The organism is Paracoccus sigandri, from assembly GCF_003709565.1.
Classification (GTDB): domain Bacteria; phylum Pseudomonadota; class Alphaproteobacteria; order Rhodobacterales; family Rhodobacteraceae; genus Paracoccus; species Paracoccus siganidrum.
This window is the reverse complement of sequence record NZ_QNRC01000007.1, coordinates 44,147-58,646: the sequence shown is the minus strand read 5'-3', so window position 1 is coordinate 58,646 and position 14,500 is coordinate 44,147. Positions and strand designations below refer to the sequence as shown.

The following is a 14,500-nucleotide window of genomic DNA, read 5'->3' as shown; positions in this document are numbered from 1 at the left end:
AGAGACAGCATGTCCCGCACCGACCGCCTGATGCGCCTGATGGACGCGATGCGCCGCCTGCCCGCCCCGGTCACCGCCGCCCGGCTGGCCGAGGAAACCGGCGTCTCGCAGCGCCAGCTCTACCGCGACATCGCCACGCTGCGGGCGGGCGGGGCGCTGATCGATGGCGAGGCCGGGCTGGGCTATACGCTGACCGAGGATCCGGCCCTGCCGCCGCAGAGCTTCTCGCGCCTGGAGATTGAGGCGCTGCGGCTGGCGGTCGAGGCGCTGGGGCGGATCGGCGACGACGAACTGACCGAGGCCGGGCGCGACGCGCTGGCGCGGATCGTGGCGACGCTGCCGGAACGGCAGTCGCGCCAGGCGCTGCACGCCATCATGCGCAGCTTCCAGCTGGGACCGGACCGGGCGCCGCCGCGCGTGGACCTGGGCGCGATCCGGCAGGCCTGCTGGGACGAGGAGGCGCTGCGGATCGACTATCACGACCTGAAGGGCGCGCGCACGCGACGGGTGATCTGGCCCCTGGGCCTGTCCTATTCCGAACATACGCTGATGCTGCTGGCCCATTGCCGGCTGCGGATGGATTTCCGGGTCTTTCACGTCAACCGGATCGAGGCGCTGGAGCGGACCGGCGATAGCTTCCGGCCGCATCGCGTGCCGCTGGTGCGCGAATATGCGCAGTCGCGGCGGCACCAGGAACTCCATGAGCCCCGGCTGCGGTGATTGCCACAAGATCTTGTTTAGGTGCGGTGCATAGAAAACAACATCTGCGACGACGGTGGGACCCGGCCCTGCGGCCGGTCGCCTCGGAACCGGCCGCCGCCCGCAGCGCAGGGATGCAGCGGCACAGCAAAAAGGCCGGCGCGCGCGAGGCGGCCGGCCCGGTCTGGCGTGGATCCGAAGATCAGAAGCTGAAGTTCACACCGACCTTGATGTTGTGATGCTCGGGCGTGGCGCGGGTGGTCGTGCCGTCGCCGAAGGTGATGTCGGTCTTGCCGAAGTTGCGATACTGCCATTCGGCGAACAGCGCCAGGTTCTCGCGCAGCTTGCGCTCGACGCCCAGACCTAGCGAATAGCCGTTATCGCTATAGCCCTGGGTGTCGTCGTCCAGCGAATAGTCGAAGTCGCCGCGCACGAAGCCGGCGGTGCCGTAGACCATCGTCTGCGGGTTCACGATATAGCCGGTCTTGAGCTGCAGGCCGACGAGATAGTTGACCTCGGACGCGACTTCGCGGCTTGCGCCAGCGAAGGTGACGGTATCAGTGGCGTCGACGCTGCCGCCCTCGACCCACAGTTCGGGACCGAAGACCCAGTTGTTGCGCTGCCAGCGATAGCCGGCGTGCAGGCCGGCATTGACGCCCTTCACATCGACCTGGCCCAGGGCGGAGGAATCGTTCAGCCCGATCTCGTCATCGCCGCCGAAGGCATAGCCGACCGAGCCGCCGACATAGCCGCCCGCCCAGTTGGCCACGGGGGCTTCGGGGGCGACGATCACCGGCGGTTCGGTGACCGGAGCGACAAAGCCGCCTGCGAAGGAGGCACCGGCCATGGCGACAATGGCTGCGGCGGAAGCGGTGAGGGTTTTCGTGAACGGCATGTGTCACTCCTTGGGATCGATGTCCCGGCCCGGCATTCCTCCCAGAATCACCCAGAGCCCGACATGTAACATGATGTAGACTAATTAAACTTTTCGCGTCAATCAGGCAACGCGCAGCATCAGATAGCATTGACACTACACCATTTCCAGCCGGAATAGCGGCAAATCTACAACAGCGGATTCACAAGCGGTTCAGTCCGGTCAGATGTCCAGGTTCTCGACGCTCAGCGCGTTCTGCTGGATGAATTCGCGGCGCGGCTCGACCACGTCGCCCATCAGCTTGGTGAACAGGTCCTCGGCCTCGGCCACGTCCTCGATGCGGACCTGCAGCATGGTGCGCGCCACCGGGTCCAGCGTGGTTTCCCACAGCTGTTCGGGATTCATCTCGCCCAGGCCCTTGTAGCGTTGCAGCGACAGGCCCTTCTCGCCCTCCAGGAAGATCGCCGCCAGCAGGCTCAGCGGGCCGTAGATCGGGACCTCGCGGTCCTTGCGGACCAGCCGGGCGGGGCTGCCATAAACCTCTTGCAGCGAGGCGGTCATCTCGCCCAGGCGGCGGCTTTCGCCGCTGCGCAGCATCTGGCCGTCCAGGGTGCGCGTCTCCTCGACCCCGCGCAGCAGGCGCGACAGGCGGATGCCGCCGTCCTGGGTCGGGCGGCCGGACCAGCCGCGCTCGTATTCCTCGGCCACCAGGTCCAGGCGCAGGGCGACGGCATCGGCCGCGGCCTGGGCATCGGCATCGATCCGGCCGGGCAGCAGCGCGCCGGCGATGGCCACCTGTTCGGTGATATGGGGCGGGTAATGGGTCGGATAGGCGCGCAGGATGCGGCGCGCGATGCGGGCCTCCTCGACCACGCGGGCCAGGTCGTTGCCCAGGATCTCCTCGCCCGAGCCAAGGCGCAGCGTCGCGCCCTCGACCCCCTGCTGGACCAGGTAATCCTCCAGCGCGGCCTCGTTCTTCAGATAGACCTCGGACCGGCCGCGCCCGACCTTGTAGAGCGGCGGCTGCGCGATATAGAGATGCCCGGCCTCGATCAGCTCGGGCATCTGCCGGAAGAAGAAGGTCAGCAGCAGCGTGCGGATATGGGCGCCGTCGACATCGGCATCGGTCATGATGACGATCTTGTGGTAGCGCAGCTTGGACAGGTCGAATTCGTCGCGTCCGATGCCGGTCCCCAGCGCGGTGATCAGCGTGCCCACGGTTTCCGAGGACAGCATCCGGTCGAACCGCGCCCGTTCCACGTTCAGGATCTTGCCGCGCAGGGGCAGCACCGCCTGGTTCTTGCGCGACCGGCCCTGCTTGGCCGAGCCGCCGGCCGAATCGCCCTCGACGATGAACAGCTCGGACAGGGCTGGGTCCTTCTCCTGGCAGTCGGCCAGCTTGCCGGGCAGGCTGGCCACGTCCATGGCGGTCTTGCGCCGCGTCAGCTCGCGCGCCTTGCGGGCGGCCTCGCGGGCCAGCGCGGCCTCGATGATCTTGCCGACGATCTGGCGCGCCTCGGCCGGGTTTTCCTCGAACCATTCGGCCAGCTTCTCGCCCACCAGCCCCTCGACCGCCGGGCGCACCTCGGAACTGACCAGCTTGTCCTTGGTCTGGCTGGAGAATTTCGGGTCGGGCACCTTCACCGACAGCACGCAGGTCAGCCCCTCGCGCGCGTCGTCGCCGGTGAAATCGACCTTCTCCTTCTTCGCGATCCCCGAGCTTTGGGCATAGTTGTTGATGACCCGCGTCAGCGCACCCCGGAAGCCCGCCAGGTGGGTGCCGCCGTCGCGCTGCGGGATGTTGTTGGTGAAGGGCAGCACGGTTTCGTGGTAGCTGTCGTTCCACCACATCGCGACCTCGACCCCGATGCCGTTCTTTTCGCCGGTCATGAAGATCGGCTCGGACATCACCGCAGCCTTGGAGCGGTCCAGGTATTTCACGAATTCCCGCACGCCGCCCTCATAGAACAGCTCGGTCCGCTGGACCTCGGCGTGGCGCTCGTCCTCCAGGATGATGCGCACGCCGCTGTTCAGGAAGGCCAGCTCGCGCAGGCGGTTTTCCAGCGTCTTGAAGACATAGTCCAGGTTGCTGAAGGTGCCGGCCGTCTCGGATGTCTTGGCCGAGGCCAGGAAGCGCACCTCGGTCCCCTTCTCGCCCGGCGCGGCGTCGCCGGTGACGCGCAGATGCTCGACCACGTCGCCATGTTCGAAACGGGCGTAATGTTCCTTGCCATTGCGCCAGATGCGCAGCTCCAGCCAGTCCGACAGCGCGTTCACGACCGAGACGCCGACGCCGTGCAACCCGCCCGAGACCTTGTAGGAATTGCTGTCGAACTTCCCGCCCGCATGCAGCTGGGTCATGATGACCTCGGCCGCGGAAACGCCCTCGGTCGGATGCATGTCGACCGGGATGCCGCGGCCGTTGTCGCGCACCGAGACGCTGCTGTCGGCATGGATCTTCACATGGACATAGTCGGCATGGCCGGCCAGCGCCTCGTCGATGCCGTTGTCCACGACCTCATAGACCATGTGATGCAGGCCCGAGCCGTCGTCGGTATCGCCGATATACATGCCGGGCCGTTTGCGGACGGCTTCCAACCCTTTGAGAACCTTGATGGAATCCGCGCCGTATTCTGCGGGCTGAGGGGTGGTGTCGGTCATGTGTGAAATTGTCCTGTTCGTCTGTCGCCGATATAAGCCCTCCGGCAGGCAAAGTCACGGGAAAGCCCGGCTTTTTCTGCGTTTTAGGCGGGTTTCAGAGCATCTCTTGCGCCTGCGAGGCAATCCCGTCCGGTTTTGCTACCCGAAGCCGCCGGGCGCGGGTGCCGAAGGCCTCGAAAAGCTCGGGCCCGGTGCCGGTCAGAAGGCTCTGGGCGGGCAGGGCGGCGATCCGGTCGTAAAGCGCCGCGCGCCGGTCGGCGTCCAGATGGGCGGCGACCTCGTCCAGCAGCAGGACCACCGGCTGGTCGGACAGCGCGCGGGCATTGGCCAGCACCAGCGACAGAAGCAGCGCCTTCTGCTCTCCGGTCGAGGACAGGGCGGCGGGCATGTCCTGCGGCCCCCAATGCGCGCCCAGGTCGGCGCGGTGCGGGCCGGTCAGGCTGCGCCCGGCGGCCAGGTCGCGGCCCCGCATCGCCGCCAGCCGCGCGGCGATGCTGTCCGGCTCGGGGTCGTCGGCATGGCCCTCGCCGGGCAGCAGCGCCAGCCGCGCGGCGGGAAAGCCGCCGGTCTCGTCCTGGGCGGCGGCGATCCGGGCGATGGCCTCCAGCCGGTTGCGGGTCAGCGCCGCGCCCGCCTCGGCCATCTGCGCTTCCAGCGCGCGATACCAGCCGGGATCGGCGACCTGGTCCTTCAGCAGGCGGTTCCTTTCGCGCATCGCCTTGTCATAGGCCAGCGCGGTCTCGGCATGGTCGGGCAGCAGGCTCAGCGTCACGCGGTCCAGGAAGCGGCGGCGGGTTTCCGGCGCGTCGGTCCACAGCCGGTCCATCGCAGGCACCAGCCAGATCACCCGCAAGAGCCGCCCCAGCGCCGTCTGCGGCACCGCCTTGGCGTCGATCGTCACCTGCCGCGCCTGGCCCGGCGGGGCGGTCGTCTCGACATCCCGGTCGCCGATCGCGGCGCGGATGCGCCAGCCCGCGCCCTTGCCCTGCCGCGCCTGGTCGGGCGCGGCGGCGGCGCGCAGCCCGCGTCCCGGCGCCAGCATCGAGACCGCTTCCAGGATGTTGGTCTTGCCCGATCCGTTCGGGCCGAAGATCGCCAGTGGATCTGCGTCCAGTGCCAGATCGAGGCGCGGCCAGGATCGGAACTGGGCCAGCGAAAGCCGGGTCAGGCTCACACGCGCATCGGCATGACGACATAGACCGCGCTGTCATCGCTGCCTTCGCGGATCAGCGCGGCATCGCCCGAGCCGTTGAACATGAAGACCGCATTGTCGCGGTCCACCTGGCTGGCGATTTCCTGCAGGTATTTGGCGTTGAAGCCGATTTCCAGCGGATCGTCGGCATAGGCCACGATCAGCTCCTCCTCGGCGGCGCCGGCGTCGGGGGCGTTCACGGACAGCACCAGCCGGTCGCTGTCCAGCGCCAGCTTGACCGCGCGCGAGCGTTCGCTGCTGACCGTGGCCACCCGGTCCACGGCGCGGGCGAAGTCGCTGGCGTCCACCTCCAGCTTGCGGGCGTTGTTCACCGGGATCACGCGCGAATAGTCGGGGAAGGTGCCGTCGATGACCTTCGAGGTCAGGGTGATCTCGGGCGTGGCGAAGCGCACCTTGGTCTCGCTGATCGAAACGGCGATGTCCGCGTCGTCCTCGTCCAGCAGCTTGCGCAGCTCGGCCACGGTCTTGCGCGGCACGATCACGCCGGGCATGTCCTCGGCCCCGGCCGGAAGCGGCGCGTCGATCCGCGCCAGCCGGTGGCCGTCGGTGGCCACGCAGCGCAGCACCGGCCCGCCATCGGCGGCCTGCGCCACATGCATGTAGACGCCGTTCAGGTAATAGCGCGTCTCCTCGGTCGAGATGGCGAATTTCGACTTGTCGAACAGCCGCCGCAGCACGCCCGCGGGGGCGGTGAAATTGGCGCCGTATTCGCTGGTGGCCATGACCGGGAAATCCTCGCGCGGCAGCGTCGCCAGGCTGAAGCTGGACCGGCCGGCCTGCACCGACAGCCGCCCCGTCGCCTCGTCCGAGGTCAGGTTGACCAGCGCCCCGTCGGGCAGCTTGCGGGCGATCTCGTTCAGCATCATGGCGCTGACGGTGGTGGCGCCGGGCCGTTCGACCTGGGCCACGGCGCGGTCGACGACCTCGGTATCCAGGTCGGTGGCGCGGAAGCTGACGCCGTCGGGCGCGGCCTCGATCAGCACATTGGCAAGGATCGGAATGGTGTTGCGACGCTCGACAACGGATTGGGCCTGCGAGACGGCTTTGACCAGAACGGCGCGCTCGATCGAGAATTTCATCGCTTTTCCCTGTCCCTATGGCCATTCAGGCCCCTGCGTCGGACCTGTTTTGTAACCCCGACGCGGCGGGGTCACAAGGTTTTCCTGACAGGCGCGCAGAGGGGGCGCGGTGGCGGGCGCTCAGGCCTCCAGCAGCCGCTTCAGCAGCGCGATATCCTCGGCCAGCGCGTGATCCGCGGCCGCCAGCTCCTCGATCTTGCGCACGCCGTGCATGATCGTGGTGTGGTCGCGCCCGCCGAAGCGGCGGCCGATCTCGGGCAGGGACCGGCTGGTCAGCTGCTTGGACAGATACATGGCGATCTGGCGCGGGCGGGCGACGGTGCGGGCGCGTTTCGGCCCCATCATGTCGGCCAGCCGGATGTTGTAATGCTCGGCCACCTTGCGCTGGATGTCGTCGATGGAAATCTTGCGGTCATTGGTGCGCAGGATGTCGGCCAGGCATTCCTGCGCCACGTCCAGCGTGATTTCCCGGCGCAAGAGGCTGGCATGGGCGAACAGCCGCTGCAGCGCGCCCTCCAGCACGCGGACATTGGTGGTGATCCGGTGGGCCAGGAATTCCAGCACGCCCGGCCCCATCTCCAGGTCGGGATGCTGGGCGCGGAAAGCCTCGGTCTTGGATTGCAGGATGCCCAGGCGCAGCTCGTAGGTGGTCGGGTGCAGATCCACGATCAGCCCGCAGCTGAGGCGCGACTTGATGCGTTCCTCCAGCCCCTTGATCTCGGCCGGGGCCCGGTCGGCGGAAATGACGATCTGCTTGCCCTGATCGACCAGCGCGTTGAAAGTGTGGAAGAATTCTTCCTGCGTGCTGTCCTTGCCGGCGATGAACTGCACGTCGTCGACCATCAGCATGTTCACGTTGCGGAACATGCCCTTGAAATCCATGATCGTGCTTTCGCGCAGCGCCTGCACGAAGCGGTACATGAACTGCTCGGCCGACAGGTAGAGAACCTCGGCCGCCGGGTGGCGGGACTGATAGTCATGGGCGATGGCGTGCATCAGGTGGGTCTTGCCCAGGCCCACGCCGCCATAGAGGAACAGCGGGTTGAAGCCCACAGGGCCGCCCTCGGCCACGCGGCGGGCGGCGGCATGGGCCAGCTCGTTGGGCTTGCCGACGACGAAATTGCCGAAGGTGAAGCGCGGATCCAGCGGCGCCCCCAGGTCGGGCCGCGATCCGCCCGTGCGGGCGCGGGCGGCGGGCCGGGCAGGGGCGCTGTCGGCGGACGCGGCATTGGCGGCGGCGGCGGGCCGCTTGCCGCCGACATCGAAGCGCAGGCGTTCGACCGGAGAGCCCTGCCGCGACAGCTCGACCAGGATGTCGTCGGCGAAATGGCGGTTCACCCAGTCCGAGATGAAGCGCGTCGGGCTGGCGAAGCTGGCCACGCCGTCTTCCAGCGCGGTCAGCTGCAGCGGCTTGATCCAGTGGTTGAAGTTATTCGGACCGACGGTCTTTTCCAGCTTCGCACATGCCTGCCCCCAGATTTTTTCCATCATCATCCGACCTGTCATTCCTGTCCCCATCCCCGCCGATTTGCCGGCGGGCCAGATGCGTCACCTCTTCCCTGGGGACCGGAACGAACAACAGGCCATTCCTGCGGTCGGGAAGACCACATGAATGGGCGTATGGCCCGTACCAACCAATAGACGGGACCCGGCAGAGACCGGTGGCAGCCGGCCGTCGCGGATCCCTGGGCAGCAGAGGATGACCCCCCGATCTCCGCCCGGTCGCGTCTTGCTTCCTATCTGAGATTCGGTCCAGGACGCGACCTGTCCCCCAAGGCGATGTGAATCGCAGGAAGAAGTTAGCAACAGCCGCATGAGCGGCGCAACCGAACTATGCGCTTGACAGGGGCTTTGCCGAGCCGAATCTGCGAGGTCTTTGACTCGACAGAAAAATTTTCGGATGGCCCTGAAAATTAAGGATTATTAACGCCACGTTAACAAGTTTCGCAGGCGCAGAAAAAGCAGATCGGGCGCAAGCCGGAAGCTTGCGCCCGATCTGAGATTGATGCCCTTAGCGGGCCGGATTGCAGCGATTTCCGAACCCCGGAGGGTGCGGCATCAGGCCGCCGACAGCGCCTTGACGCGCGACGACAGGCGCGAGATTTTCCGCGCTGCAGTATTCTTGTGGACGACGCCCTTGGTCACGCCGCGCATCAGTTCGGGCTGGGCGTTCTTCAGGGCTTCGCGGGCGGCGTCGGCATTGCCGCTGGCGATGGCTTCCTCGACCTTGCGCAGGAAGGTGCGGATGCGCGAGCGACGGGCCTTGTTCACGTCGGTGCGGCGCAGGGTCTGGCGCGCGCGTTTCTTGGACTGGGGCGTATTGGCCATGGATCGGGTCCTATCGAGTCTTCAGCGTTTCGTTCGCGCAAAAGACCCATGGCGCCACTTCCCTTCGGAAACGGTCATGATTCTTGCCTAAGCGGGCCCACGCGCATGTAAGCGAGGGCCTATAGGCCAGGAATCGGCAAAAGGAAAGCCCGAATCAGCGGTCGCGGAACTGCGGCTCGCGTTTTTCCAGGAAGGCCGCCATGCCTTCCTTCTGGTCCTCGGTCGAGAACAGCGCGTGGAAGTTGCGCCGCTCGAACAGGATGCCCTCGGCCATGGTCGTCTCATAGGCGCGGTTCACCGCCTCTTTCGCGGCCTTGACCGAGACCTGGGATTTCTCGGCGATCTTGCGGGCGGCGGCCATCGCCTCGGGGATCAGCTTCGCGGTCGGCACCACCCGGCTGACCAGGCCCGAGCGCTCGGCCTCGGCCGCGTCCATGAAGCGGCCGGTCAGGTGCATGTCCATCGCCTTGGACTTGCCCACGAAGCGGGTCAGGCGCTGGGTGCCGCCGATGCCGGCGATGACGCCCAGGTTGATCTCGGGCTGGCCGAACTTGGCGTTCTCGGCGGCGATGATGAAATCGCAGATCATCGCCAACTCGCAGCCACCGCCAAGCGCATAGCCGCTGACCGCCGCGATGATCGGCTTGCGGATGCCCTCGATCACCTTGATCTCGGTGCCGAACATGTCCTGGCTGTAGACGTCGACGAAGCTTTTCTGCGACATCTCCTTGATGTCGGCCCCGGCGGCGAAGGCCTTCTCGCTGCCGGTCAGCACGATGGCGCGCACCTTGTCGTTGCGGTCGGCATCGGTCAGCGCGCCCGCCAGTTCCCGCACCAGGGCCGAGTTCAGGGCGTTTAGCGCCTCGGGGCGGTTGAGGCGGATCAGCGCGACCTCGTCCTCGATCTCGACGATGATGGTTTCGTAGGCCATGGACAGGACCCCTTGCTAAGAACCGTTGCCGCGATTCCTAGCAGCAAGGGCGCAGGAAAGCCAAGGCCGGCCTTATCGCTGGCAGACCGGGCAGAAGAAGCTGGAGCGTCCCGATTGCACGATGCGGCGGATGGCGCCGCTGCAGCCCGGCGCGGGGCAGGGCTGGCCCTCGCGGTCATAGACGCGGAAGCTGTGCTGGAAATATCCCAGCTCGCCGCTGGCCTGCCGGTGGTCGCGCAAGCTGGATCCGCCCGCGGCGATGGCGTCGGACAGCACGTCGCGGACATGGCCAGCCAGCGCCGCCAGCCGTGCCGCGCCGATGCGGCCGGCGGCCCGGCGCGGATCGATGCCGGCGCGGTGCAGCGCCTCGCTGACATAGATGTTGCCCAGCCCGGCGACGATGCGCTGGTCCAGGAGCGCCTGTTTCACTGGAACGCGGCGGTTCGCGAAGCGCAGCGCCAGATAGGCGGGGGTGAAGGCATCGTCGAAGGGCTCGGGCCCCAGATGGTCCAGCAGCGGATGGGACGCGCCCTCGCGGATCAGGTCGACCATGCCGAAGCGGCGGGCGTCGTTGAAGGTGATGGTCGTGCCGGCCTCGGTCGTCAGCACGACATGATCGTGACGCGCCAGGACCGAGGGGTCGCGGTGAAAGCCCGCCAGCCCCGCGCCCTCGACCAGCATCCGCCCGGACATGCCCAGATGCATCAGCACCGTGCCGCCGCGATCCAGGTCCGCCAGCAGGTATTTCGACCGCCGGCGCAGCGCCGTCACCCTGGCGCCGGTCAGCACCTGCACCAGGTCGGGCGGCAGCGGCCAGCGCAGGTCGGGGCGACGGGCCTCGGCCCGCAGGATCCGCTGGCCCTCCAGATGCGGCTGAAGGCCGCGTCGGACGGTTTCGACTTCCGGCAGTTCTGGCAATCCGGTTCCTTTCGCTGCATTGTGCGCGCGGCGCGCCGGACTTATCTGGCCCCAGAGAACAGAAACGGCAAGCGCGATGAGCGAGAAGAAACAGACCCATTTCGGTTTCCGGACCGTGGACGAGGACGACAAGGCCGGTCTGGTCCATGGCGTCTTTTCCAGCGTGGCCTCGCGCTATGACCTGATGAACGACCTGATGAGCGCGGGCATCCACCGGGTCTGGAAGAACGCGATGATGGACTGGCTGGCGCCGCGCGACGGCCAGCACCTGCTGGACGTGGCGGGCGGCACGGGCGACATCGCCTTCCGCTTCCTGGACCGCGCGCCGGGCGCCCGCGTCACCGTCTGCGACATGACCGAACAGATGCTGGTCGAGGGCCGCAAGCGTGCCGAGGCCGCCGAGAAGGCCGACCGGCTGGCCTGGGTCACAGGCGACGCGATGGCGCTGCCCTTCGCCGACGACAGCTTCGACCGCTACACGATCAGCTTCGGCATCCGCAATGTCACCCGCGTCGCCGACGCGCTGGCCGAGGCCTATCGCGTGCTGCGTCCCGGCGGGCGGCTGCTGGTGCTGGAATTCAGCCAGATCCCGGTGCCGGCGATGCAATGGGCCTATGACCGTTATTCCTTCAACGTCATCCCGGCGATGGGCCAGGCGGTGACGGGCGACCGCGACAGCTATCAATATCTGGTCGAATCGATCCGCAAGTTCCCCGATCAGGAGAGCTTTGCCCAGATGATCCGCGATGTCGGTTTCGGCCGGGTGCAATGGCGCAACCTGTCGATGGGCATCGCCGCGCTGCATTCGGGCTGGAAGCTGTAGATGCGCGGCCCGCACAATGTCCTGCGCCTGATCCGCACCGGCGCGACCTTCGAACGATCCGGCGCGATGGGCGTCGCGCTGGACGCGCTGGACGCGCCGCCGCGCCTGCGGCTGGCGGCGCGGGTGCTGGGCTGGCCGTTCCGCTGGCTGGGCTACCGGGGCGATCCGGCGCTGCCGCCGGTCACGCGGGCGATCACCGCGCTGGGGCCGGCCTATATCAAGTTCGGCCAGATCCTTTCCACCCGCGCCGATGTCGTCGGCACCGAACTGGCCGACCAGCTGCGCATGTTGCAGGACCGGCTGCCGCCCTTCCCGACCGACCAGGCCAAGCGGATCATCGGGGCGGAGCTGGGCCACCCGGTCGACATGATCTTCTCGGAATTTTCCGAACCCGTGGCGGCGGCCTCGATCGCCCAGGTCCACCGGGCGCGGATCCGCGAGACCGGGCAGGAGGTGGCCGTCAAGGTCGTCCGCCCCGGCATCGAGGGCGCCTTTCGCCGCGACATCGACGCCTTCCATTTCGCCGCCGGCATCATCGAGGCGCTGTCCCCCGCGACCCGCCGGCTGCGGCCGCGCGACGTGGTCAGCCATTTCGAATCGGTGGTGAACGGAGAGCTGGATTTCCGGCTGGAGGCCGCCTCGGCCTCGGAATTCGCGGAAAACACGAAAGGCGACGAGGGCTTCGCGATTCCCGCGCCGCATTGGGACCTGTCCTCGCGCCGGGTGCTGACCGCCGACTGGGCCGAGGGGCTGCCGCTTGGCGACCGCGAGGCGCTGATCGCCGCCGGCCATGACGTCACCCACCTGGCCCGCCGGGTGATCCAGCTGTTCCTGCAGCACGCGCTGCGCGACGGCTTCTTCCATGCCGACATGCATCACGGCAACCTGAAGGTCGCGGCGAATGGCGACATCCTGGCCTATGACTTCGGCATCATGGGCGAGATCGACGCCTATACCCGCCGCGTCTATGCCGAGATCCTGATGGGCTTCATCCGCCGCGACTATCGCCGCGTGGCGCGGGTGCATTTCGAGGCGGGCTATGTCCCCCGCGACCGCGACGAGGCCGCCTTCGCCCGTGCCCTGCGCGCGGTCGGAGAGCCGATCTTCGGCGCCGATGCCAGCAAGATCTCGATGGCGAACCTGCTGGCCTACCTGTTCGAGGTGACCGAGCGTTTCGGGATGCAGACCCGGACCGAGCTGATCCTGCTGCAGCGCACCATGGTCGTGGTCGAGGGCGTCGCGCGCTCGCTGGATCCGCAGCTGAACATGTGGCAGGCCGCCAAGCCGGTCGTCACCGACTATATCAAGAGCAGCCTGGGCCCGAAGGCGATGGCGCGCGACGCGACCGAGATCGTCCAGACCCTGGGCCGATATGGCCCGCTGCTGCCGCGCATCGTCGAGGACATGCTGTGGCGGCGCGCTCATCCCGACGCGCAGCAGCCGCCCGTTCCGCGCCGCATCCGCTGGCTGCCCGCGATGGCGGCAGGGCTGGCGGGGCTCTGCCTGGGGGGCGGGCTGGCCTGGCTGGCGGGCTGATCGCGCGGGCGTGATTGTTCAACAGCGTCGAACAAAGTGCGCGACAAAACCTGCCTAATACTTGCCACAGCGCGGTCATATTTCCTGTTCACGAAACGCAGCGATGCGTTTGCAGAACAAGGAACAAGACCATGAAAAAGATCGCTTTTGCCCTGACCGCCCTGGGCCTTGTCGCCGGTGTGGCGCAGGCCGATTCCTTCCGCGAAACGATGGATCGCCACGACAACGCCCCGGTTTTCGCCACCGCCGACCAGACCGTCGAGCTGCCCGCCAGCCGCGTCTATGGCAGCAAGGACCTGGTGAACATGAACCTGTCGCCCAATGACAAGGTGACCGTCACGCGCTTTCCCTCCAGCGGCGTGATCGACGCGCCCAGCCGCGACTGAGGCCGCGGCCGCGGGGGATGCCGCCAGACCTGCGGCATCCCTGCACCCATTCCGGGTGGCCCTTGCGTCCGCCCGGTTTTCCTTTCCCGCGAACTGGCGCATCCTGTCGCCGATCCGGCGGGCCTTGCGGCCGGCCTGAACATCCGGGCAACGAAAGACGACATGGATATCGCGGTCCTGCGCACATTCCTCTGCATTCTGGACGAGGGCAGCTTTGCCGGCGCCGCGCGGCGCATGGGCATATCGAAAAGCCTGTGCAGCAAGCATATCGCGGATCTGGAGGCCGATCTGGGCACGCGCCTGCTGGTGCGGACCACGCGGGCGGTGACGCCGACGACCCTGGGCCTGGCCTATGCCGAGAAGATCCGCGAGGTGCTGCGCCTGCTGGACAGCGCCAACGAAAGCCTGCGCTGCGCCATCGGCCATCCGTCGGGGCCGCTGAAGATCGGCTCTCCGATCTTCTACACGCTGAAGATCCTGCAGCCCCATATCCTGCGCTTCATGGAGCAGTTCCCGGACATCCAGCTGGAGATCGTGCTGGACGACGGCAATGCCGACCTGATCGGCGACGGGTTCGACGCCGTCATCCGCATCGGCCAGCTGGGCGATTCCACGCTGCTGGCGCGCAAGCTGCACGAGGTCGGCGTGCATATGGTGGCGACGCCCGACTATCTGGCGGAAAACGGCGTGCCGCTGCGGCCCGCCGACCTGACCGCGCATAAATGCCTGCATTACACCAATCTGCGCGGCTCGGGCACATGGCCGCTGCGCCGCGACGGCGAGGTGATCTATCAGAAGATCCAGCCCGCCTTTTCGACCAACAACAGCGACATGCTGCGGTCGCTTGCGGTCAATGGCAAGGGCATCGCGCTGCTGCCGGATTTCGTGGTCGAGGACGACATCGCCTCGGGCCTTCTGGTGCCGGTGATGGGCGATTTCGCGCTGCCGGACATTCCGGTCAGCCTGGTCTATCCCTCGCGCAAGCTGATGACGGCGGCGATGCGCAACTTCGTGGATTTCCTGACCGGGCTGAAGCTGGACTGAAGCCGGAC

General features: G+C 67.3%; 13 protein-coding genes. 5 read left to right on the top strand and 8 right to left on the bottom strand.

The genetic code is table 11. The annotated features are described in order from the left end of the window. The first annotated feature begins 9 nt into the window (after positions 1–9). Positions 10–720: a helix-turn-helix transcriptional regulator gene (locus C9E82_RS08180; RefSeq protein ID WP_119898806.1), complete on the top strand. Its 711-nt coding sequence runs from the start codon at positions 10–12 to the stop codon at positions 718–720. A 181-nt stretch (positions 721–901) separates the two neighbouring features. Here C9E82_RS08180 and C9E82_RS08175 read toward each other — a convergent pair whose 3' ends face one another. The 8 genes from C9E82_RS08175 to mutM all read right to left on the bottom strand — a co-directional run bounded on the left by C9E82_RS08175 (position 902) and on the right by mutM (position 10,703). Next, positions 902–1,594, bottom strand: a complete 693-nt coding sequence (locus C9E82_RS08175; RefSeq protein ID WP_119898805.1) for an outer membrane protein — start codon at positions 1,592–1,594, stop codon at positions 902–904. A 201-nt stretch (positions 1,595–1,795) separates the two neighbouring features. After that, the gene (gene gyrB / locus C9E82_RS08170; RefSeq protein ID WP_119898804.1) at positions 1,796–4,234 is read right to left on the bottom strand and encodes a DNA topoisomerase (ATP-hydrolyzing) subunit B; all 2,439 of its coding nucleotides are present in this window, start codon (positions 4,232–4,234) and stop codon (positions 1,796–1,798) included. Positions 4,235–4,328: 94 nt separating this feature from the next. Beyond that, positions 4,329–5,408: a DNA replication/repair protein RecF gene (recF, locus tag C9E82_RS08165; protein WP_119898803.1), complete on the bottom strand. Its 1,080-nt coding sequence runs from the start codon at positions 5,406–5,408 to the stop codon at positions 4,329–4,331. Further along, positions 5,405–6,526: a DNA polymerase III subunit beta gene (dnaN, locus tag C9E82_RS08160; RefSeq protein ID WP_119898802.1), complete on the bottom strand. Its 1,122-nt coding sequence runs from the start codon at positions 6,524–6,526 to the stop codon at positions 5,405–5,407. Before dnaN ends, recF begins: the two co-directional genes overlap by 4 nt. 120 nt (positions 6,527–6,646) lie before the next feature. Further along, entirely contained in the window at positions 6,647–8,017 is a 1,371-nt protein-coding gene (gene dnaA, locus C9E82_RS08155; RefSeq protein ID WP_240643588.1) for a chromosomal replication initiator protein DnaA, read from the bottom strand. A gap of 567 nt (positions 8,018–8,584) precedes the next feature. Next, positions 8,585–8,854, bottom strand: coding sequence for a 30S ribosomal protein S20 (gene rpsT / locus C9E82_RS08150; RefSeq protein ID WP_119898801.1), 270 nt, complete (start codon positions 8,852–8,854; stop codon positions 8,585–8,587). 154 nt (positions 8,855–9,008) lie between these two features. Further along, entirely contained in the window at positions 9,009–9,785 is a 777-nt protein-coding gene (locus C9E82_RS08145) for an enoyl-CoA hydratase (RefSeq protein WP_119898800.1), read from the bottom strand. Between the two features lie 72 nt (positions 9,786–9,857). Beyond that, positions 9,858–10,703, bottom strand: a complete 846-nt coding sequence (mutM, locus tag C9E82_RS08140; RefSeq protein ID WP_119898799.1) for a bifunctional DNA-formamidopyrimidine glycosylase/DNA-(apurinic or apyrimidinic site) lyase — start codon at positions 10,701–10,703, stop codon at positions 9,858–9,860. Between the two features lie 76 nt (positions 10,704–10,779). On the opposite strand from mutM, the gene ubiE reads away from it, so the two are divergent. The 4 genes from ubiE (at position 10,780) to C9E82_RS08120 (ending at position 14,492) form a co-directional block, all read left to right on the top strand. Next, positions 10,780–11,526 (top strand): bifunctional demethylmenaquinone methyltransferase/2-methoxy-6-polyprenyl-1,4-benzoquinol methylase UbiE, encoded by a 747-nt coding sequence (gene ubiE, locus C9E82_RS08135; RefSeq protein WP_119898798.1) that lies wholly within the window; start codon positions 10,780–10,782, stop codon positions 11,524–11,526. Then, complete coding sequence (gene ubiB / locus C9E82_RS08130) at positions 11,527–13,062, top strand: 2-polyprenylphenol 6-hydroxylase (protein ID WP_122449239.1); 1,536 nt, start codon at positions 11,527–11,529, stop codon at positions 13,060–13,062. A gap of 131 nt (positions 13,063–13,193) precedes the next feature. Further along, positions 13,194–13,448, top strand: coding sequence for a hypothetical protein (locus tag C9E82_RS08125; protein WP_119900278.1), 255 nt, complete (start codon positions 13,194–13,196; stop codon positions 13,446–13,448). A 162-nt stretch (positions 13,449–13,610) separates the two neighbouring features. After that, positions 13,611–14,492, top strand: coding sequence for a LysR family transcriptional regulator (locus C9E82_RS08120; RefSeq protein WP_119900277.1), 882 nt, complete (start codon positions 13,611–13,613; stop codon positions 14,490–14,492). Positions 14,493–14,500: the final 8 nt, after the last annotated feature.